Annotated in this window: 19 protein-coding genes; 9 read left to right on the top strand and 10 right to left on the bottom strand. The window is 48.2% G+C overall.

All coding sequences use genetic code 11. The annotated features are described in order from the left end of the window. Positions 1-148 precede the first annotated feature (148 nt). The 5 genes from eno to tpiA form a co-directional block, all read right to left on the bottom strand. Positions 149-1,423: a phosphopyruvate hydratase gene (eno, locus tag RYZ26_RS04810; protein ID WP_317682022.1), complete on the bottom strand. Its 1,275-nt coding sequence runs from the start codon at positions 1,421-1,423 to the stop codon at positions 149-151. A 248-nt stretch (positions 1,424-1,671) separates the two neighbouring features. Beyond that, positions 1,672-2,535 carry a 3-deoxy-8-phosphooctulonate synthase gene (gene kdsA / locus RYZ26_RS04805; RefSeq protein WP_317682021.1) on the bottom strand — a complete coding sequence of 288 codons (864 nt, stop codon included), beginning with the start codon at positions 2,533-2,535 and terminating at the stop codon, positions 1,672-1,674. A 2-nt stretch (positions 2,536-2,537) separates the two neighbouring features. After that, complete coding sequence (locus RYZ26_RS04800; RefSeq protein ID WP_317682020.1) at positions 2,538-4,169, bottom strand: CTP synthase; 1,632 nt, start codon at positions 4,167-4,169, stop codon at positions 2,538-2,540. Between the two features lie 108 nt (positions 4,170-4,277). After that, positions 4,278-4,622, bottom strand: coding sequence for a preprotein translocase subunit SecG (secG, locus tag RYZ26_RS04795; protein WP_317682019.1), 345 nt, complete (start codon positions 4,620-4,622; stop codon positions 4,278-4,280). A gap of 66 nt (positions 4,623-4,688) precedes the next feature. Next, the gene (tpiA, locus tag RYZ26_RS04790; RefSeq protein WP_317682018.1) at positions 4,689-5,453 is read right to left on the bottom strand and encodes a triose-phosphate isomerase; all 765 of its coding nucleotides are present in this window, start codon (positions 5,451-5,453) and stop codon (positions 4,689-4,691) included. 191 nt (positions 5,454-5,644) lie between these two features. Here tpiA and RYZ26_RS04785 point away from each other — a divergent pair, with 191 nt between their 5' ends. Together RYZ26_RS04785 and trpE are read left to right on the top strand one after the other, a co-directional pair. Then, positions 5,645-7,519, top strand: coding sequence for a SurA N-terminal domain-containing protein (locus tag RYZ26_RS04785; protein WP_317682017.1), 1,875 nt, complete (start codon positions 5,645-5,647; stop codon positions 7,517-7,519). Positions 7,520-7,522: 3 nt separating this feature from the next. Then, entirely contained in the window at positions 7,523-9,043 is a 1,521-nt protein-coding gene (gene trpE, locus RYZ26_RS04780) for an anthranilate synthase component I (RefSeq protein ID WP_317682016.1), read from the top strand. Between the two features lie 35 nt (positions 9,044-9,078). On the opposite strand, the gene RYZ26_RS04775 is transcribed toward trpE, so the two are convergent. From RYZ26_RS04775 to RYZ26_RS04760, 4 genes are read right to left on the bottom strand one after another with little or no spacing between them, the layout of a single operon-like run. Next, positions 9,079-9,282 (bottom strand): heavy-metal-associated domain-containing protein, encoded by a 204-nt coding sequence (locus RYZ26_RS04775; protein ID WP_317682015.1) that lies wholly within the window; start codon positions 9,280-9,282, stop codon positions 9,079-9,081. 10 nt (positions 9,283-9,292) lie between these two features. Next, on the bottom strand, positions 9,293-10,504 hold the full coding sequence (locus RYZ26_RS04770; protein ID WP_317682014.1) for a divergent polysaccharide deacetylase family protein: 1,212 nt from the start codon (positions 10,502-10,504) through the stop codon (positions 9,293-9,295). Beyond that, entirely contained in the window at positions 10,491-10,901 is a 411-nt protein-coding gene (cueR, locus tag RYZ26_RS04765; RefSeq protein ID WP_317682013.1) for a Cu(I)-responsive transcriptional regulator, read from the bottom strand. Before cueR ends, RYZ26_RS04770 begins: the two co-directional genes overlap by 14 nt. Continuing rightward, positions 10,898-13,012 carry a heavy metal translocating P-type ATPase gene (locus tag RYZ26_RS04760; RefSeq protein WP_317682012.1) on the bottom strand — a complete coding sequence of 705 codons (2,115 nt, stop codon included), beginning with the start codon at positions 13,010-13,012 and terminating at the stop codon, positions 10,898-10,900. Before RYZ26_RS04760 ends, cueR begins: the two co-directional genes overlap by 4 nt. Before the next feature lie 177 nt (positions 13,013-13,189). Here RYZ26_RS04760 and RYZ26_RS04755 point away from each other — a divergent pair, with 177 nt between their 5' ends. The 6 genes from RYZ26_RS04755 to lexA all read left to right on the top strand — a co-directional run bounded on the left by RYZ26_RS04755 (position 13,190) and on the right by lexA (position 18,117). Beyond that, complete coding sequence (locus tag RYZ26_RS04755) at positions 13,190-13,768, top strand: anthranilate synthase component II (RefSeq protein WP_317682011.1); 579 nt, start codon at positions 13,190-13,192, stop codon at positions 13,766-13,768. A gap of 5 nt (positions 13,769-13,773) precedes the next feature. Then, entirely contained in the window at positions 13,774-14,793 is a 1,020-nt protein-coding gene (trpD, locus tag RYZ26_RS04750) for an anthranilate phosphoribosyltransferase (protein WP_317682010.1), read from the top strand. Between the two features lie 4 nt (positions 14,794-14,797). Then, entirely contained in the window at positions 14,798-15,589 is a 792-nt protein-coding gene (trpC, locus tag RYZ26_RS04745) for an indole-3-glycerol phosphate synthase TrpC (protein WP_317682009.1), read from the top strand. Between the two features lie 17 nt (positions 15,590-15,606). Next, on the top strand, positions 15,607-16,086 hold the full coding sequence (gene moaC / locus RYZ26_RS04740; protein ID WP_317682008.1) for a cyclic pyranopterin monophosphate synthase MoaC: 480 nt from the start codon (positions 15,607-15,609) through the stop codon (positions 16,084-16,086). Beyond that, on the top strand, positions 16,083-17,303 hold the full coding sequence (locus tag RYZ26_RS04735; protein WP_317682007.1) for a molybdopterin molybdotransferase MoeA: 1,221 nt from the start codon (positions 16,083-16,085) through the stop codon (positions 17,301-17,303). Before moaC ends, RYZ26_RS04735 begins: the two co-directional genes overlap by 4 nt. A gap of 88 nt (positions 17,304-17,391) precedes the next feature. Next, the gene (lexA, locus tag RYZ26_RS04730; protein ID WP_317682006.1) at positions 17,392-18,117 is read left to right on the top strand and encodes a transcriptional repressor LexA; all 726 of its coding nucleotides are present in this window, start codon (positions 17,392-17,394) and stop codon (positions 18,115-18,117) included. 2 nt (positions 18,118-18,119) lie between these two features. On the opposite strand, the gene RYZ26_RS04725 is transcribed toward lexA, so the two are convergent. Beyond that, positions 18,120-20,195 (bottom strand): ComEC/Rec2 family competence protein, encoded by a 2,076-nt coding sequence (locus RYZ26_RS04725; RefSeq protein WP_317682005.1) that lies wholly within the window; start codon positions 20,193-20,195, stop codon positions 18,120-18,122. 82 nt (positions 20,196-20,277) lie between these two features. On the opposite strand from RYZ26_RS04725, the gene gltX reads away from it, so the two are divergent. Continuing rightward, positions 20,278-21,690 (top strand): glutamate--tRNA ligase, encoded by a 1,413-nt coding sequence (gltX, locus tag RYZ26_RS04720; protein WP_317682004.1) that lies wholly within the window; start codon positions 20,278-20,280, stop codon positions 21,688-21,690. Positions 21,691-21,710 lie beyond the last annotated feature (20 nt).

Raw genomic sequence — 21,710 nt, 5'->3', positions numbered from 1 at the left:
GATAATCACGCTGTGTGCGCTTAACCCGCTTGTTTTCTTTGTTTCCCATAATAAGTCTCCAATCTGTCAACTTATTTCAGGACGGGTCATAAGCATAAAAAAAGGCCGCCCACATGTGAGCGGCCTTTTCACTAAGTCTTATGCGGTATTAACGCAGAACTTTACGACCAGCATATACAGCGCTTGAACCGAGTTCTTCTTCGATACGGATCAGTTGGTTGTATTTTGCCATACGGTCAGAACGGCTCAGGGAACCTGTTTTGATTTGACCTGCGTTTGTTGCAACAGCGATATCGGAAATTGTTGAATCTTCTGTTTCACCGGAACGGTGAGAAATCACAGCTGTGTATTCAGCTTTCTGTGCCATTTCTACAGCTTCCAGCGTTTCAGAAAGCGTACCGATCTGGTTCACTTTCACCAGGATGGAGTTTGCAACCCCCTTTTCGATGCCGTCTGCCAGACGTTTCGGGTTGGTTACGAACAGGTCATCACCGACCAGCTGGCATTTGTCACCGATTTTGTCTGTCAGTGCTTTCCAGCCGTCCCAGTCATCTTCGTCCATGCCGTCTTCGATGGAAACGATTGGGAATTTCTCAACCAGGTCAGCTAGGTAGTCAGCCATTTCTACAGAAGAAAGGGACTTGCCTTCGCCTGCAAGTTCGTATTTGCCGTCTTTGTAGAATTCAGAAGACGCAACGTCCAGAGCCAGAACGATGTCGTCACCAGCTTTGTAGCCCGCGTTTTCGATCGCTGTCATGATGAAGCTCAGAGCTTCTTCAGAAGAAGCAACACCTGGGGCGAAACCACCTTCATCGCCGACGTTCGTGTTGTGACCAGCAGCTTTCAACGCAGCTTTCAATGCGTGGAAGACTTCTGCGCCCATACGGATGGCTTCGCGAATGCTGGAAGCGCCAACAGGCATGATCATGAATTCCTGGATATCAACGGGGTTATCAGCGTGCGCACCACCGTTGATGATGTTCATCAATGGAACCGGCAGTTCACGGGCAAATACACCGCCCAGGTATTTGTAAAGTGGCAGGCCTGCTTCTTCAGCAGCAGCACGCGCAACGGCCATGGAAACGCCCAACATAGCGTTTGCGCCCAAGCGGCCTTTGTTTTCAGTGCCGTCAAGGTCGATCATGGTTTGGTCGATCAGAAGCTGTTCGTCGGCTTCCATGCCAACCAACGCGTCAAAGATTTCGCTGTTTACAGCTTCAACAGCTTTTTCGACGCCTTTGCCGAGATAGCGACCTTTGTCGCCATCACGCAATTCAACAGCTTCGTGTACGCCAGTGGAGGCACCGGACGGAACAGCTGCACGACCAAACGCGCCGCTTTCCAACAATACGTCAACTTCAACAGTAGGGTTACCACGGCTGTCGAGGATTTCGCGACCGTGAATATCAATAATAGCGCTCATTTAAGATGCTCTCTTTCAGAGATATATGAATACAGATTGTGAAGATAGGGTCCGGCACCCTAACGGCCAATTCAATACTGCGTTAGGGGTGAAAAATCAAGGAAAGACTGAACTTGAGTTTAGAAGTATTTTCTGAATTTGCCGGATTGGCTAGGCCTCAAAACTCGCTCCTCATCTTTTTAGTAAAAGAATATCTCAATCAGAAGAAATACAGAAAGGAGACGAGTTTAATGAGGTAATCTGACGTTTTAGTAAGTTGCCATACCAATCAAATCGACAGGGTTTTCTTTTGCAACTTCATCCAGAGCCTTTAAGGTTTGCAAGACCCCTTTCAACTTATGCACCGGGATCATGTTTGGCCCATCTGAAATGGCTTTGTCCGGGTCATCATGTGTTTCAGCAAACACGCCTGCAATACCAAGTGCGATAGCCGAACGTGCAATGACTGGCGCCAGTTCGCGGCGACCACCAGAGGAATTCCCCTGCCCGCCCGGTTGCTGGACGGAATGGGTGCAGTCAATGATCACGGGGTACCCCGTGTCATGTGCCATTTGAGGCAGGCCGCGCATATCTGTTACCAGCGTGTTATAGCCAAAGCTTGATCCGCGTTCCGTAATCAGGATGTTGTCATTACCTGTGGAAGCCACTTTTTTAACCACATTCGGCATATCCCAAGGGGCCAGGAACTGACCTTTTTTGACGTTGACGGCTTTGCCAGTCTGACCAGCCGCTAGCAGAAGGTCGGTTTGGCGGCACAGGAATGCCGGGATTTGCATCATATCACAAACTTCACCAACAACGGCGCATTGGCCTTCGGAATGTACATCCGTAATAACCGGGCAGCCATAGGTGTCTTTGACTTCCTGGAAGATCGACATGGCAGGCATAATGCCAATGCCACGGTTACCTTCGACACTTGTGCGATTGGCTTTGTCGAAAGATGATTTATAAATCAGGCCAATGCCCAATTCACCACACATTTCAGTCAGTGCATGCGCCATTTCTAGGGCATGGTTACGCCCTTCCATAGAACATGGACCTGCGATTAAACAGAATGGCAGGTCGTTCCCGAAGGTAACATTGCCAACTTGAACATGTTTTTGTGCAACCATGATTATACCAGTCTGTTTTGCGCAATTGCGGCTTTAATGAAGGCTTTGAAAATCGGGTGCGGATCTGTTGGGCGTGATTTCAGTTCAGGGTGGAACTGAACGCCGATGAAGAACGGGTGATCCGGCAATTCAACGATTTCTGGCAGAACGCCATCTGGTGACAGACCGGAGAATTTCATCCCAGCTGCTTCCAGCTTTTCTTTAAATTCAACGTTGACTTCATAGCGGTGACGGTGACGTTCGGAAATTTCTTTTGCGCCATCATAAATGTCGTAAGCCAATGTGCCTTCAACCATTTTACATGGATAAGCGCCCAGGCGCATGGTGCCGCCAAGATCGCCATCTTGTGCCCGGGTTTCTTTGGCGCCGTCTTTTTCCCATTCGGTCATCAGACCAACAATTGGGGTTTTGCAGTTGCCAAATTCAGAAGACCCTGCCCCTTCAATACCAGCCAGGTTACGTGCTGTTTCAACAACAGCCATTTGCATCCCCAGACAAATCCCAAAGTAAGGTACTTTTTCTTCGCGGGCATATTTAACTGCCGCAATTTTACCTTCGGCACCACGTTCACCAAAACCACCTGGGACGAGGATGGCATCCTTGTCTTCCAGCTGTTTCAGACCGTCTTCTTCCAGAAGTGTGGAAGCATCAATCCAGTGCTGATTGACTTTAACGTTGTTGGCAATGCCGCCATGTGTCAGGGCTTCGCCCAGAGATTTGTAGGCTTCAAGCAGTTCAACATATTTACCAACGATGGCGACATTGACTTCGCCTTCCGGTTCCAGTACGCGATGAACAATTTCTTCCCATTTGGAAAGATCAGGTTCTGGGGCGGCCATACCGAAGTGTTTGAGAACAACAGTGTCCAGACCTTCTGCGTGATAAGACAGCGGCACACGGTAGATTGTGTCAACGTCCAGTGCCGGGATAACAGCATCTTCGGCAACATTACAGAATAGGGCGATCTTGCGACGTTCACTTGCCGGAATTTCGCGGTCACAACGACACAACAGTGCATCCGGGCTGATCCCCAGACCCAGCAGTTCTTTAACAGAGTGCTGTGTTGGTTTTGTTTTTAGCTCGCCCGCTGCTGGAATGTAAGGAACAAGTGTGGTGTGCAGATACATGGCGCGACCACGGCCCAGTTCGTTGCCCATCTGACGGATGGCTTCCAGGAATGGCAGGGATTCGATATCACCAACAGTCCCGCCGATTTCAACAAGGATGAAATCTTCATCAGTGACATTGTCTTTGGTGAAATTTTTAATCGCTTCAGTGACATGCGGAATAACTTGTACTGTCGCACCCAGATATTCACCAGCACGTTCTTTCTGGATCACGCTTGAATAAATACGACCGGACGTGACGTTGTCGCTTTGCATCGCGCTTACAGAAGTGAAGCGTTCATAGTGGCCAAGGTCAAGGTCAGTTTCAGCACCGTCATCAGTTACGAAGACTTCACCATGTTGATAAGGGCTCATTGTGCCCGGATCAACGTTTAGATATGGATCCAGTTTACGCAGGCGGACTTTAAAGCCACGTGCTTGCAAACAAGCGCCCAAAGCCGCAGAACCCAAGCCTTTCCCAAGGGAAGAGACCACACCACCAGTGATGAAAATATAACGTGCTGTCATGTTTATAACCTAAACGACTACTTTTTTATTCAAAGAAGAAGAGGCGGTCATTTGACCGCCTCTTCGATGTAATTTCAAGTGCGCTTTTCAAAAAAGTGAAAGCGAAACTTATTTGGCCAGAGGCGCGCCTGGCTCAGTTGGTTTTGGTGCAGCAGGTGCTTCCTGTGTGATCGGTGTCAGCGAGTCATCATCGAGAATAGAACCACTGTTACGATCGGCATTTGCCAGCAAAGACAAAATCAGGCTAGTCACCATAAAGCCCGCAGCTAGCAAAGCTGTTGCACGTGTCAGCAGGTTAGATGCAGAACGACCGGTCATCAGACCGCCCATGCCGCCACCGCCGCCGCCGCCACCAAGGCCACTTAAAGCCCCGCCTTCGGAACGTTGGATCAAGACCAGAATAATCAGGCCCAGGCACAAAACCAAATGTATTACGAGAAGAACGTTTGTCATCGCTGCTCTTCCATCCTTAAATTCAAATTTCCAGAAACTTGGGGCTTCTTTTAACGCGAAGAAAAATTAATTGCTAGGACAACTTTGCGCAATTGCCCAAAAATCTTCTGATTTTAGGGATGCACCACCAATTAATCCGCCATCAACGTCGGCCAAAGCCAGTAATTCAGGGGCATTTCCGGGTTTCATGGACCCGCCATACAAAACACGGATGCCATCTGCACGGTCCTGACCCAGTTTATCGGCCAGTGTTTTGCGGATATCTGCATGAATTTCCTGCACATCGTCAGGAGTCGCAACTTTACCGGTGCCAATGGCCCAGACAGGTTCATAAGCAATAACAGTGTTTTCAACCGTTGCATTTGCAGGCACAGCCCCCAGGATTTGTTCGCGCACGACGTCCAGTGCCTTACCGCTTTCGCGTTCAGCTTCTGTTTCCCCAACGCAGATAATGGCGATTAAGTCCTGCTCGTTTGCTGCGATGGCTTGTGCCTGAATGTCAGCATCCGTTTCGTTGTGATCTGTGCGACGTTCTGAGTGGCCGACAATAACGTGTGTGCAGCCTGCATCTTTTAACATGACTGGGCTGATGTCACCTGTATGTGCGCCGCTTGCAGCCGTGTGGCATGTTTGTGCACCAAAGAAAACGCCGGAGTCTTCTAAGGCAGTGCCAACGGTTTCCATCACTGTATAAGGGGGGCAGACGAGCAGGTCGAAAGCTGTTTCACCCTGAGATTTGTTAAGGTCGGCAATTTCGCCAGCCAGTTTTTGTGCATCAGCGCGCAGGCCGTTCATTTTCCAGTTACCTGCGATTAAGGGACGACGAGACATAGAGTAAGTCCTTTGTGTATTCGTTTGGGGAGTTGGGCCGTTTTTACACAAATCTGACTTTTAGCGCCACCCATTTGTTCACTTTGTCATATTCTTGCTTCATTTAGCCTGTTAAAGCTGTTGCGAGGTTGTGCTTCGCCTTTTATGATGCGCACCGCTTTTAATAACATTTATCTTGGAACATTCTCACCATGACCGACGGCATACGCAAAAAAACAAGTAATTTTGTAGTCAAAATTCTTTTGGTTCTTTTGATCATCAGCTTCGCAGCCTGGGGGGTTGGTGATATGTTGCAACCTGCCGCGACAGGTAGCAGTGTCGCTACAGTTGATGGTGAAGAAATTTCTGTGCAGGAAGTTTATAACGACTTCCAACGCCAGATGAACCAAATGCGTCAACTGACAGGCGGCCAGCCGCTGAATGAACAAATGCGTGGCTTTGTTGGTCAAGGCGTGATTGATCGCGCGGTCAGCCGTACGCTTTTGGAGGTCAGCTCAAACGACATGGATGTGGCGATTAGTGACGCCCTGGTCCGCCAGACGATCCACAAGACTGAAATGTTCCAGGATGCAGGCCAGTTTAGCCGTCCCCGTTTTGAACAGGTTTTGTTTTCCAATCAGTTGAATGAAGATGAATATATCGAATTGGTTCGTGACGAATTGGCTGTTCAACAGGTGCTGAGCACCTTGATCAGTGGTACGACAATGCCGGAAGTTGTTGCGAAAGATCTCTATAAGCACTTGCAGGAAAAACGTTCTGCGCAGATCGTTCGTATCAATAAAGACAGCATAGGTGATGTTGCTGAAGCAACTGACGAAGAAATTCGTAAATATTACGATGACAATGTTTCAGAATTTATGGCCCCAGAATATCGTTCGGTGACCATGCTGCATATTACACCAGCTGATCTGGTTGATAACATTGACGTGCCATTGGAAAAAATCGAAGACGCCTTTTCTGCACGACAGGCTGAATTGGTGAAACCCGGTCGCCGCACGGTCGAACAAATGGTTTTCAGCACAGAAGAAGAAGCCAAATCTGCCGCAGCTGAAATTGCTGGCGGTAAAGATTTTGCAGCTGTCGCCAAGGATGTTTTGGGGATGGAACAAGATGCCCTTCTCTTTGGTGATGTGACAAAGGCCGATTTGCCGGAAGAACTGCAGGAAGCCGTCTTTGCTTTGGGCAAGGATGGTATCAGCGCCCCGATCCAATCCATGCTGGGGTGGCACCTGGTGCGCGTAACTGCGGCGACAGAGGAAGTAAACCCGACCTTTGATGAAGTGAAAGATGACCTTCGTGAAACGGTTGCCATTGAAATGGCTTTGGAAGAAGTGTTCGGTATTTCAAATGATGTTGAAGATCAACTCGGTGGCGGTGCAACTATTGAAGAAGCAGCCCAATCGGTTGGGTTTAGTCTGAAAACAGTGCAACTGACCGACAAGCAGGGTAAAGACAAGGAAGGTAAAGATACCGACCTTGCCGGTAAGCAAGTGATTCTTGATGATATCTTTGCATTGGAAATTGATGCCGAACCATCCATGAAAGACGATGGCGAAGGCGGATATTACATGGTGCGTGTTGACAATGTGGTCGTTAGCAAACCTCGCGAGTTCGAAACTGTCAAAGTAATCGCCAAAGACCGTGTGGCAGATCAGAAAAAACAGACGGCTGCGAAAGAAAAAGCAGACGCTTTGCTGGAAAAAGTCAAAGGCGGTTCGACACTTGGTGATGCGGCGAAAGAAGCAAATCTTGTGATGACATCTGCTGACGGCTTTACCCGTGCAGAACGGGTCTTGCCTGATGAGGTGATGACACAGCTGTTTGACGGTAAGATTGGTGATGTTGCCAGTGGTGCCACAACAGCAGGCCATGTGGTTGCGGTTTTAAGCGAGATCAAATCTGTTGAAGGCGCTGAAGATCAGGCGGCGATCAATGCGCTGCGTCGTGAAATGGCAAATGGCATTTCAAATGACCTGCAAGGTCAGTTTGTAAACGCCTTGCGCGGCCAGTATAATGTTTCAATTGATCGTGCGATGGTTAATCGCCTCTTTATGCAAGAGCAATAGTAGATGAAAGCATATCCTGAATTTAACGCCTTTAGTGACATCTATGCCGGAGGTGACTCTCAAGTCGTATGGACCAAGCTGGTTGCTGATCTGGAAACACCTGTTTCTGCCATGATGAAAATGGCGGATGGCAAGCCGGATAGTTTCCTGCTTGAATCTGTCGAAGGTGGTGCAAACCGTGGCCGCTATTCCTTCCTTGGGCTTAAGCCTGATCTGACATGGCGTTGTTTTGGCGAGAAAGCAGAAATCAATCGCATTGCTGATCTGGAACGCGACGCTTTTGAACCCTGCGATAAACCGTCACTGGATTCCTTGCGCAGCCTGATTGATGAAAGTGCGATTGACCTGCCTGACCATTTGCCACCGATGGCCGCTGGCCTGGTGGGGTATATGGGCTATGATACTGTTCGTTTGATGGAAAAATTGCCGGACAGCAATCCTGATCCGTTGGGCATTCCTGATGGCGTCTTTATGCGCCCGACCATCATTGCCGCGTTTGATACGATCGAAGATGTTGTGACGATTGTGACGCCTGTGCGTGCCAAAGACGGCATGTCTGCCAAGGATGCTTATGACAGTGCCTTGGATCGTTTGCAGGAAATTGTTGATGACCTGCAAACCAGCCTTCATGTCTCGCGCGATTTCAACGCGGATATTGGCAAGTTGCCGGAACCTGAAAGCAATATGACCCGTGAAGATTTTCACAATATGGTGCATAAGGCGCAGGACTACATTCTGGCAGGCGATATTTTCCAGGCGGTGCTTTCGCAACGTTTCACCCTGCCCTTTGAATTGCCGCACTTCGCACTCTATCGATCTTTGCGTCGTTTGAACCCGTCACCCTTTTTGTTCTTCCTGAATTTTGGGGAATTTACATTGGTGGGGTCCAGTCCTGAAATTCTGGTGCGTCAACGTGATGGTGAGGTTACCATCCGCCCGATTGCGGGCACGCGAAAGCGTGGTGCGGATGCGGCAGAAGATCAGGCTTTGAAAGAAGATCTGTTATCTGATCCCAAAGAGTTGGCAGAACATCTGATGCTTCTGGATTTGGGGCGCAATGACGTCGGCCGTGTTGCCAAAATTGGGACAGTTGAAGTGACAGACAAGTTTATTGTCGAGCTTTATTCCCATGTCATGCATATCGTTTCAAACGTTGTCGGGCAGCTGGATACAGATCGCTTTGACAATATGGATGCCTTGATCGGCGGGTTTCCGGCCGGGACGGTTTCCGGGGCGCCAAAGGTGCGTGCCATGGAAATTATTGATGAGCTGGAACCGGAACGTCGCAGCTTCTATGCGGGCTGTATCGGCTACTTCGGTGCCAATGGTGATATGGATACGGCCATTGCGCTGCGTACAGCCTTGCTGAAAGATGGCAAGATGTATGTTCAAGCCGGTGGTGGTGTGGTTGCTGATAGCTCGCCCGAGGGGGAGTATCAGGAAAGTATCAACAAGGCCCGTGCCCTTGTAAGGGCAGCGGAAGAAGCATATAAATTTGCTTCTGATCAAAAAGTCAGCAATTAAGAAAGAGCTCCTGTTTTGCAGGGGCTCTTTTCTTGTCAGGCTTTTCCCATAAAATCAAAACCCGCATCTTCAATCGCTTCTTTGATTTGGTCTTCATTGTCCAATCCATTGATGGTTACTTTTTTCGTGGTCAGGTCAATTGAGATTTCAGCATCATCATCAATAGATTTAAGCGCATTTGTTACTGCTTGGGAACAATGAGAGCAGGTCATGCCGTCAACGATATAGGTGGTGGACATTTATTTCTCCTTAACTGAGGCCTTGTTTTTTCATAACGATTTGAGAGATTGGGACGAGAACAAACCCTTTGCCTTCTGCGGTTGGCAGCCATTCTTTCAAGGCGGCAATGGTGCCATCACGTGGATGACCGATACCGACTGCAAAGCCAGATCTTTTGGAAACTTTTTCAAGTAAGCTTAATTGTTTGAGCACAGCGCCCTTCTCATTCACATTATCCAGGAAGACGTTTCTTTCCGCATAAGGCACACCTTCGAGGTTTGCCATTTTGGCGCCAACTGATTTGGCGTTGGTGCGTGAATCCAGAAATAACATTTCTCGGTTGCGCAATTCGGCCATCAATGCACCCATAACGGTTTCATCCGTTGTTGCACGGCTGCCCATATGGTTGTTTACGCCCACATAGCCGTCAAAACGTTCCAGATTCCAATGAATGCGGTCCAAAAGATCTTCTTTTGCAAGGTGTGTGTTCAGATGATTGGGGCCCGCATCGATTTTATCGTTCAGGGGCTCCATCGGCAGGTGAAGCAGAAGCTCATGCCCTTTTTGGGTGGCCATATCTGCCTGTTCTTTCAGCTTTTTGGAATAAGGGATAAAGGCCATGGTCATGGGGCCCGGCAAATCCAGGGTGCGTTTTGTACGTTTCCGATCTAGTCCCAAATCATCAATAACAAGCGCAATCATCGGTTTATTATTAGGAACGCTTATCTTGAGGGCATGTTGCAGCCAGCGCGGTTTTAACTCTGGTGTTTGAACAATAGAAGGTCGCGGTGTTGTATTTAACACCTTGTTTTGTTTCGGTTTACTGACGGTGATAACAGGCGTGTAGACGTCATTAGGCAAGGCTTCTTCGTAAAATACGACCTGTTTCGGCGGTGTTGGTTTGGCAGCGACCTCAACATTGTTTAGTCGTGGTTTTGGGGCTGGCTTCGCTTTCTTCTTAAGCGGTTTTTTGGGTACCAGTTCCTGAATGGTCTCGTCAATTTCAGCGTCTTTAGATGCCAGGATTAGTGGGGCATCCGGCAGGCGGATCATTTCAGGGACTTGGGTGTGTTCTTTGTACCAGGGTTTGGCTGCCGACGTTTGTTTGGGCGGTGCTGGTTTAAATATTTTGTCCTGAAAGTAAACAGCACCATAGGCAAGCAGACTCAGGACGAGTGCAAGCAGAATATAAAGGTTGGAATTTGACTTTTTCTTCTTCTGTTTGTTCTTAGTCGCAGCCACAATCTTCTTCTTTCTTAACGAAGCTGTTCAGGATGGGACAATCCGGGCGATCGTCACCGTGGCAGCAATCTACAAGGTTTTTCAGCGTGTCGCGAATGTTTTGAAGCTCGGCAATGCGGTTTTCTACTTCCTGAATATGACTTTCCGCCAGTTCTCGCACGTCACGGCTTGCCCTATTTCGATCCTGCCAGAGTTCCAGGAGGTTTGCGACGTCTTTTAGAGGAAAACCCATCTTGCGTGCACTTTGAATAAACTTAAGAATTTCAACGTCTTTATCCGAATAGTCGCGATACCCGTTTTCGGCCCGCCTGGGTTCGGGCATCAGATCGATGCTTTCGTAATATCGAATGGTTTTTGCGGTTACGCCTGTAAGTTTTGAAACGGCACTGATGTTCATGGTTTCCACCTCTTCAATAACAGGGAATTGCTCACGACACTTACGCTGCTCAGCGCCATAGCGGCCCCTGCAATCACCGGATTTAATAGGCCAAGCGCTGCTGCGGGCAGTGCAATAACGTTGTAAATAAAGGCCCAAAACAGGTTTTGTTGAATTTTGCGATAGGTCGCTTTTGAAATTTCAATGGCTTGTGGGACGAGCATGGGATCAGATCGCATTAGGGTGATCCCTGCGCTATGGATAGCGACATCTGATCCTGTTCCCATTGCAAAGCTGACATCTGCTGTTGCCAGGGCTGGGGCATCATTTGCACCGTCTCCGACCATGGCAACTGTGTTTCCTGAATTTTTCAATTGCGTGATGTGGCTGGCTTTTTCGTCAGGAAGAACTTCGGCAATGACCTTGTCAATCCCAATGGAATGGCCAACCGTTTGGGCGGTTTGTTGATTGTCACCGCTTAGCATCACTGATGAAATATTTTTATTTTTTAAAGCTTTAATAGATTTCGGGCTGTTGAGTTTGACTTTATCAGCCAGCCCGAAAATCGATAAAACTTCTGTATCATTTTCAAGCCAGACAACTGTCATCCCGGATTTCTCATATTCTACGGCCTGTGCCTCAAGGGAGGATGTGTCCTGTTTCATGTGGCTGCGGTTTCCAAGGCGATAGGAAGTGCCATCAATGACGCCTTCAATCCCCTTGCCTGGGCTTGCTATGAACTGCGTGACAGTTTTAGGATGGTCCGTCTTGAAAGCTTTAGCCAAAGGGTGTTCGCTACCTTGTTGCAGACTGGCGGCAATATCAAGGTAATCACCGGATTGTTTGATGATCTGCGGTTTGCCTTCGGTCAAAGTTCCTGTTTTATCAAAGACAACCGTGTCGATTTTATGGGCAAGCTCAAGTGATTGCGCATCTTTGATCAGGATGCCATGTCGGGCCCCTACCCCGGTTCCCGCCATAATGGCTGTCGGGGTGGCAAGGCCCAGTGCACACGGGCATGCGATAACAAGAACTGTGATTGCATTGATGAGGGCTTGATCCGTGTTAATCTCACCAAACAAATGCCACCCTAAAAATGTGAAGACAGAGATCGCGCAAACAATAGGGACAAAAACAGCGGCGATTTGATCGGCCAGTTTTTGAACGGGAGCTTTACTGGCTTGTGCACCTTGGATCATTTCGATGATCTTTGCCAGTGTTGTCGCTTTTCCAATGGCTGTGGTTTCAATGGTGATCAGACCAGCTGCGTTGATTGAGCCACCTGTGACAGCATCACCAATGCTTTTTGTAACAGGCATGCTTTCCCCCGTCAGCATGGACTCGTCAACATCAGTTTGACCGTCAATGAGAATGCCATCCACGGGGATGTTTTCGCCTGGTTTTACAAGGATATGATCCCCTAGGCGCACTTCATTGATCGCAATCTCTTCTAGGGTGCCGTCTTTCAGGCGTCTTGCTGTTTCAGGTCGCAGCTTCATCAGGGCGCGAATAGCCTGTGTGACCCCTTTTTTTGCCCGATTTTCCAGCCATTTCCCTAAAAGAACAAGTGTGGTGACGGCTGCGGAGGCTTCAAAATACAGCATGGGAATGTCGCCAGAAGGGCTTATAAGCAGGTGCAAACTTAATCCGTAGGCGGCAGTGGTGCCCAAGGCCACGAGAAGGTCCATGTTGCCTGTAAGGCCCTTTAACGCCCCCCAGGCGGACTTGTAAAACCGATGAATTGCGATGATTTGAACGGGGGTTGCCAGAATGAACTGGATGTATCCGTCCAAATGCCATGTTTTTCCAGCAAGCATCAGGACCATCGGGGCAATAAGGGGAAGCGTAAGGGTGATACATAGCGCGAGGATATAGAGTTCTGAGTTATCACTCGGTTCCTCTTGCAGAGGCGCATCTTCTGGAAGGCGTGAGGCACCAAATCCAGCCTTTTCAATTTTGCCAATGATTTCTTCTTCACTGAGGGATGGGTCGCTTACTTGAACAAACGCCTGTTCCGTTGCCAAATTCACATTGGCTTCGGCCACAGCCCCCATTCTATTCAGGACTTTTTCGATCCGTGTCGAACATGCGGCACAATGCATGCCGGTAATTTGAAGCTTATATTCAGTCATTGTAAAATCTTCCAGTTCACTGGAATGTTATATGGTCCTTCCAGTGGGGGCAAGGTCAAGGGGAAAAAACGACCTTGACCTTGCGCGCCTGTCCTTGCATTCTGCCGTAAATTGGACCTTTATCGAAAGTTAAAGTGTTTGAGAATTTACTTTTAAAGTAGCTTGTAAGATTTTGATATGTTTCTATTAATTGATAATTACGATAGCTTTACTTACAACCTGGTTCATTATTTTGGTGAATTGGGCGCGGATATCGAAGTTGTTCGTAACGATGTGTTAACGGCTGACGAGGCCCTGGCAAAGAACCCGGATGGAATTATTTTATCCCCTGGTCCCTGTGATCCAGACCAGGCGGGGATCTGTCTTGAATTGATCGAAAAGGCCGCAGGGACGCATCCAATTTTCGGCGTGTGTCTGGGGCATCAATCCATTGGCCAGGCGTTTGGCGGCAAGATCGTTCGCGCCCCTGCCCCAATGCATGGCAAGGTCAGTCCGATCACACATACCAATAGAGGTGTGTTTAAGGATATCCCTTCTCCGCTGAAAGTGACCCGTTATCATTCTTTGACCATTGACCCAGACAGTCTGCCGGATTGTCTGGAAGTTACATCACAGTCAGAAGATGGCGTTATTATGGGGGTTCAGCATAAGGAACTGCCAATTCATGGGGTTCAGTTCCACCCGGAAAGCATTGCTTCTGAACATGGGCATAAAATGCTTGAAAATTTCCTCACCCTCGCAAAAGAACAAGGATAAAAGATATGAGCGATGAAATGAAACCGATTATCGCCACCGTCGCAGACGGTAAAAGTTTGTCTGTGGATGATGCCAAGCTGGCTTTTGATACGATCATGTCTGGCAATGCGAGCGACGCGCAAATCGGCGCTTTCCTTATGGCTTTGCGGGTGCGCGGTGAAACCGTTGATGAAATCACGGGGGCTGCAACCATCATGCGTGAGAAAATGTCCCCTGTGAAAGCCCCTGCCGATGCGATTGATATCGTGGGTACAGGTGGGGACGCTAAAGGAACGCTGAATATTTCAACGGCAACAGCGATTGTTGTGGCTGGATGTGGCGTGAGTATTGCCAAGCACGGTAACAAAGCACTTTCTTCGAAATCAGGTGCAGCTGACGTTCTGACCAGTCTTGGTGTGAATATGTCTGCTGGTATTCCGGTTGTTGAAGATGCAATTGAAAATGCCGGTATTGGTTTCATGATGGCGCCGCTTTATCATTCAGCCATGCGCTTTGTCGGGCCTGCGCGCACAGAAATGGGCACCCGCACGATCTTTAACCTGCTGGGCCCAATTTCAAACCCGGCTGGTGTAAAACGCCAGATGACAGGCGTCTTTGCAAAAGAATGGGTGCGTCCACTGGCAGAAGTACTGGGGCGTCTGGGCAGTGAGAAAGTCTGGGTCGTTCATGGTTCTGACGGGATGGATGAATTGACAACAACAGGGCCATCTTTTGTGGCCGAATATGTTGACGGCGCGGTTCGTGAGTTTGAAATCTCACCAACGGATCTTGGTTTATCCTTAGCGCAAGAAGATGATCTTAAAGGCGGCGATGGGGCTTATAATGCCAAAGCAATCGAACGTTTGCTGGATGGTGAAACAGGTCCGTACCGTGATGTTGTATTGTTGAATGCAGCTGCCTCATTGATGGTGGCAGATAAAGTCAGCAGCCTTCAAGAAGGTATGGAAATGGCAGCTGGTGCAATTGACAGTGGCAAAGCCAAAGCAGCCCTTGCTAAATTAATTGAAATCACAAACGGAGCCTAAGAACGTGAGCGATATTCTGGCAAAAATTTGTGATGACAAACGTGAATATGTCGCACATTGCAAAAAACGCAAAGACATCAAGATTTTGGAAGCCGCAGCACAGCAGGCGTCTGCCACCCGTGGGTTTATTGATGCCTTGAGGGCGAAAGTGGATCAGGGGCAATATGGTCTGATTGCGGAAGTTAAAAAAGCGTCGCCTTCCAAAGGGTTGATCCGGGCTGATTTTGATCCGGTATCAATTGCCAAGGCTTATGAAGCAGGTGGTGCGGCCTGTATGTCGGTTCTGACAGATCAGCCTTATTTCCAGGGGGCGGATGAGTATCTGGTTATTGCGCGTAGTGCTGTGTCCCTGCCCGTTCTGCGCAAAGACTTTATGGTGGATACCTATCAGGTGACAGAAGCCCGTGCGTTGGGGGCTGATTGTATTCTGATCATTATGGCAGCCTTGAATGATGACGAAGCCCGGGAAATCGAAGATGCTGCCCTTTCTTACGGCATGGATTGTCTGATTGAAGTCCATGATGAAGAAGAAATGGAACGTGCATTGAAGCTTAAATCTTCTTTAATTGGGGTGAATAACCGTAACCTGAAAACCATGGATATCAGTCTGACGACGACAGAACGACTTTCGACCATGGTTCCTGATGACAAGGTGATGGTATGCGAAAGTGGGATATTCACGCCCGAAGATTTGTCTAGAATGTCCAAAGTCAATGCCAATTGTTTTTTGGTTGGGGAATCATTGATGCGTCAGGAAGATGTGGAAGCGGCAACAAAAGCCCTTCTCGCACGTTGATTTAATACGAGGACCTTATGGGCAACGAATTTACGCATATCGATAAAGACGGCAATGCTGTGATGGTAGATGTGTCTGAAAAAGACATCACAGAACGTACAGCAACAGCAAAAGCCAGTGTCATAATGGAGCCAGCGACACTGGAGCGCATCATGGCGGGCACTCTAAAGAAAGGCGATGTTCTGGGGGCGGCCCAGCTTGCAGGGATTATGGGAGCAAAGAAAACGCCTGACCTAATCCCGCTATGTCATCCGCTTGCGCTGACATCTGTTAAGGTTGAACTGACCTGTGATCCGGACCGTAATGCCGTTGATATCTCGGGGACCTGTAAATTGAGGGGTCGTACCGGGGTCGAAATGGAGGCGTTGAGTGCGGTAACAATCGCGGCGTTGACTGTGTACGATATGTGTAAGGCCATTGATAAAGCCATGACGATTACGGACGTCCGCTTGACCTATAAGGATGGCGGTAAGTCAGGAAAGTTTGTTGCCTCATGAGCTTACTTCCTCTTGATGACGCCTTTGCCAAAGTTGCAGAAGGCATAAAGACCTTAACGGCAGAACAGATTTCTGTTGCTGAGGCCTTGGGTCGTGTGTTGGCTGAAGATGTTGCTGCACGTTTGACGCAACCGCCTTCTGCAGTTTCGTCCATGGATGGTTATGCGGTTCGCTCAGCAGACGTTCAGACGCAACCCGTTATTGTTGAACGTGTTGGCGAATCACAGGCGGGTGGTCCGTTTGAAGGGACAGTTAGTCCAGGCCAGTGTGTGCGTATCTTCACTGGTGCGCCAATGCCTGCGGGCGCAGATGCCGTCATAATGCAGGAAGATACGGATGTTGCGGGCAATCAGGTCACGTTGAAAGAAGTCGCCTATGAAGGAAAATTCGTTCGTCGTGCCGGGCTTGATTTTTCTGAAGGTGATATTCTGCTAAAAAAAGGCCAACTGCTGAGTGCGCGTGACATTGGCTTGCTGTGCGCTATGAATGTGCCCTGGGTCAAAGTTTACCGCAAACCCCGTGTTGCGATTTTGGCAACAGGTGATGAACTTGTGATGCCCGGCGAAGCGGTTCGTGAAAGCCAGATTGTCAGCTCCAACTCTTTGATGGTTGCAGCGATGGTGACGGCCATGGGCGGTATTCCGATCAACCTTGGCATTGCCGGGGATACAGAAGAGTCCTTGCGTGAAACTCTGCGGGGTCTGGAAGGTGCAGACTTGTTGATTACATCTGGTGGTGTTTCTGTCGGAGAATATGACCTTGTCAGAAATGTACTTGGGGAAGAAGGTCTGGATATCGATTTTTGGCGCATTGCTATGAAACCAGGGAAACCTTTCATGTTCGGCCATATAGCTGGAAAGCCAGCAATGGGGCTGCCGGGGAATCCCGTATCATCTTATGTCACGGCTTTTTTGTTCCTGCGCCCTGCCCTTCGTAAAATGCAAGGTGGTACATTCGAGCAAGATAAACCTGTTCGCGTGATCCTTGGGGCCGATGTTCCAAAAAATACAATACGGCAAGAATATATGCGAGCTGTGTTCTCTCGTGACAACGATGGGCGTTTGGTTGCGACACCTTATGATAAGCAGGATAGTTCTATGCTTGCCAATCTGGCCCATTGCGAAGGGTTTATTATTCGTCCTGTTCAGGCGCCAGAATTAAAGGCGGGTGAGGAAACCGATGCAATCTTTGTTACGGACTCATCCTTGAGTGTCTGATCGATTAGTTTGTTCTTGACCTGTTTTAGGAACTAAAGTAGAACATTGGTAGTGTTTTACATTTGTTCTGTCTCGGGAGGTTGAGAACATGCTGACGAAAAAACAGTATGATTTGCTTTTGTTTTTGGAAAAACGCTTAAAAGAAACGGGTGTTTCCCCTTCCTATGACGAAATGAAAGAAGCGCTGGATTTGAAATCCAAATCCGGCATTCATCGATTGATTACGGGCCTGGAAGAGCGCGGTTTTATTCGTCGCCTGCCCCATCGGGCGCGCGCTGTTGAAGTTTTACGTGTTCCTGAAAATCAGGATCAGCTGGACGCGCCCCTAAGTTCAGACAACACAAGGGTTGATGATCCTAAAGTCATTGGCAATCAAATCGGTGGGACCGCCGGTAATGCTGGTGCGAATACGGATGTTCTTCCTGATTCAGAAGCTGTGGAACTTCCGATGTTTGGCCGTATTGCAGCAGGCACACCGATTGAAGCTTTGCGTGATAATTCTGCACATGTGGATGTACCTGCAAGCATTCTGGGACTTGGCGAACACTATGCGCTGGAAGTTGATGGAGATTCCATGATCGAAGCAGGTATCAATGATGGTGATACCGTTATTATTCAACGCTGCACGACGGCGGAAAATGGCGCAATTGTTGTTGCTTTGGTGGATAAAGAAGAAGCGACACTTAAAAAACTGCGCCGCAAAGGCGGTTCTGTTGCGCTGGAACCTGCAAATGCCGCTTATGAAACGCGGATTTTCCCGCCAGAGCGTGTGAATATTCAGGGGCGCCTTGTTGGTTTGATCCGTAAATATTAGGATTATTGGCCGTAATTTGCCCAGGGGCGAGTGCCTCTTACGCCTTTGACTGTTTCGATTTTTATTTCATCGCTGTTGATATAAATGGCATGTGCGCCTTGTTGTTTTAATGCATGTGCATCAATGATGTGAAGGGGGCGTTTGCAGATACTTGGGCTGTTGAATGTTGTAATCAGTATATCTGCTTTTTGGCAGTCTTCATTCAATGCCAGAGAGTTCTGATTCACGCTGACACTATAGCCGGATTGATGGACGTACTGGCATCCTGCTTTGTCACAGGGCAAGTTTGTTTTGAAGGGCGAGAGCTGTTTTTCTTCCTGGCCCCAGCTTCTTTGCCAGCTTTCTCTGGTATAAGCTGCATATCTTACATCTGAAATGAAAGTTTCACCTGTTTCAGACTTGATTGCGGTTAATTTGCCGTTTGAATTGATCAGTACATCCGGTTTAGGGATCATAGATGCGTTGATCACCCCTACCCCGATGATGCAGATGCCAAATTTTCTGATGTAACCGGGGTAAATGCTGGTGATTAATCCGCCAATTGTTATGAAAATCAGGGCGTTCGTTCCCATGCGGGGAACGGAGATTTGTGAAAAAGGGATGTCTGCGGTGGTTTTTGCCACCCAAAGCAAGCTTTCAATCCCCCACCCCATAACGCTCAGGCTTAAAAATTCCAATCCCAAAGGCATCAAGGCCAGGGATAAAAGGCCAAAGGGCATGATCCAGAAGACAGTGATGGGGATTGCCAAAAGATTAGATCCGATACCGTACAAAGCAATTCGGTTAAAGTGAAAGGCAGCAAAAGGTGTGGTTGCTAAAGAGGCAATCAGGCTGGATTTGAAAACGTCTTTTAGATATCGAATGGGGTTGGGTTGACTGAAGTCCGTTTGTTTTTTCTCATAAAAGGCAACCAGTGCTGTTACGGCTGCGAAAGAAAGCTGAAAACTTGCACTTAACAGACTTTCCGGAAAAGAAACCAGGATGAGAATGGCAGCCCAGGAGACCGTCCTTAATGACATGGCTTTCCTATCCAGTAAAATGCCGACCAAGACGATTGAGGTCATGACAAAAGCGCGAATGGTCGGCGTGCTTCCGCCTGTCAATAAAGTGAAGAACAAGGCGGCAAATATGGCGAGAAAAGCAGCGATCTTTTTGATGGGGTAATTTAGGGCAATTGCAGGGATGAGGCTTAAAAATGACCGGATGCTCAGAAAAGCAATGGCCGAAACCAGGCCGATATGAAGCCCTGAGATGGCTAGAAGATGTGCCAAACCGGCTGCACGGACTGTCTCATGGGTTGCTTCGTTAATAACCTGTTTGTTTCCGGTGAGGAAGGCGATGGCGAGTGTGCGTTGATCGTCTTGACCTGCTTGATTAAATGTTTTTTCGATGCGTGCTTGAATGGTCTGGCGGAGATTGCCGAAAAAAGTCAGGCGGTCGCTGTCTGTTGCTGAGATAATTTTGATATCTCCATAGGCAAATCCAACAGCGCCAATTTGCTGAAAATAGGCGTGGCGCTGAAAATCAAAGGCGCCGGGATATGCTGGCTGCGGCGGTGGTTTCAACATACCGCGCGTTTCGATCCATTGCCCTTCATTTACTTGGGTTTGAAGGCTGTTAACATGTAATCGCAGCCGAGTTGGAACGTGATCTGCCCGTAATCTTGATATCTGCAAGTCTTCCAGAAGAATTTTAGTCCCCTTCTGGGTGGGGGTGACGCTTACGATTCGTCCCTGAATTCCTGCGGGACCAAAGGAATTCGGCAGGATAATGGTGCTTAAATAGGTTGTTCGTAATTGTGCTGAACTAAAACCTGCGAATACTATGGTCAGTGCTAAAGTACTTAAGAAAACAATGTAATAATTTCTTAAATAATACGTGGTCACACCACTTATAAATAGCAAAGTTAAACCTGTCCAAACAGGTGGTTCTGTGGTCATACCAAAATAAACAGCAATCCCTGCACCAAGTAGAAGCGGAATTGCCAAGAAAAAATGATCTTTTTCTTGGGTTCGGGATTCATCAAAAAGCTTTTGTTTGTAATGGCTTAATGATTTATGTCGGTTTTTTGACAACATTTTTTGCAAACCAACTAATGCACATTCTATTTTTATATGGTACACAACCGCCAACTAAATAACTAACTAAGATTTTGGCTATATGACTGTCGTAACACGATTTGCACCTTCTCCGACCGGCTACCTCCACATTGGCGGAGCCCGTACTGCCCTGTTTAACTGGCTTTTTGCCCGCCACCATGGTGGTAAATTTCTTCTGCGTATCGAAGATACTGACCGTGAACGTTCAAACGACGATGCGGTTCAGAAAATTTATGACGGCTTAAACTGGCTGGGCCTTGATTGGGATGGCGATGCCATCTCGCAATTTGGCCGCGTGGAACGTCACGCTGAGGTCGCCAGGCAGCTGTTAGATGAAGGTAAAGCATACTATTGTTATTGTACGCCGGAAGAATTGACGGAAATGCGCGAGAAAGCACGCGCAGAAGGCCGTACAGTTGCCTATGATCGTCGCTGGCGCGATAGTGACGCCACACCGCCTGCAGGTGTGAAACCTGTGATCCGCCTGAAAGCTCCGCTTGAAGGCGCTACGGTTATTCAGGATGCGGTTCAGGGTGAAGTCACCATCGCAAACGACAATATTGATGATATGGTCTTGATGCGTGGCGATGGAACACCAACATATATGTTGGCTGTTGTGGTTGATGACCATGATATGGGCGTAACCCATGCAATCCGTGGGGATGACCATCTGACTAACGCTTTTCGCCAGAAAGTTATTTATGATGCGATGGGTTGGGAAACACCTCAGTTCGCACATATCCCATTGATCCATGGCTCTGACGGGAAGAAGCTTTCGAAACGTCATGGGGCTTTGGCGGCCGATAGCTATCGTGATGACGGTTTCCTGCCTGAAGCAATGCGCAATTATCTGCTGCGTCTGGGTTGGGGCCATGGGGATGATGAATTTATCCCGACGGACAAAGCGATTGAATGGTTTGACCTGGATGGCATTGGTAAATCGCCAGCGCGCTTTGATACGGTTAAATTAACCGCTTTGAATTTTGAATATATTCGCCAGTCTGATGATAAGCATCTCGCAGACCTTGTTCTGCCGCTGCTTGAAAAAGATTTGGGCGATGAGCTGAATAAAGAGGGTGTGGATTGGCTGGTTGCCGGCATGCCTGGTTTGAAAGAACGTGCCAAAACTTTGTTGGAACTGGCAGAAAGTGCTGCGTTTTATGTACGCGCCCTGCCCTTTACCTATAACGACAAAGCTTTGAAACTCATCAATAAAGGCAATGCGAAGGAACTGTTGCAAAAGTTTGTCGCACGTCTTGAAACTGTGTCTGCTTGGACGCAGGAAAACCTTGAAGAAGCAGCAAAATCTTTGGCAGAAGCTGAAGAAGTTGGTCTGGGCAAAATCGCTCAGCCTGTACGTGTTGCTTTAACAGGTTCAACTGTTTCACCTTCTGTGTTCGAGGTTATGGCTGTCTTAGGGCAGGCAGAAACACTTAAAAGGTTAACGAGCGAGCCTGCAAATCAAGGAGAATAATTGTTTTTTTGGCTAACAAG

The organism is Terasakiella sediminum, assembly GCF_033100395.1.
Classification (GTDB): domain Bacteria; phylum Pseudomonadota; class Alphaproteobacteria; order Rhodospirillales; family Terasakiellaceae; genus Terasakiella.
This window is presented reverse-complemented; position numbering and strand designations above follow the sequence as displayed.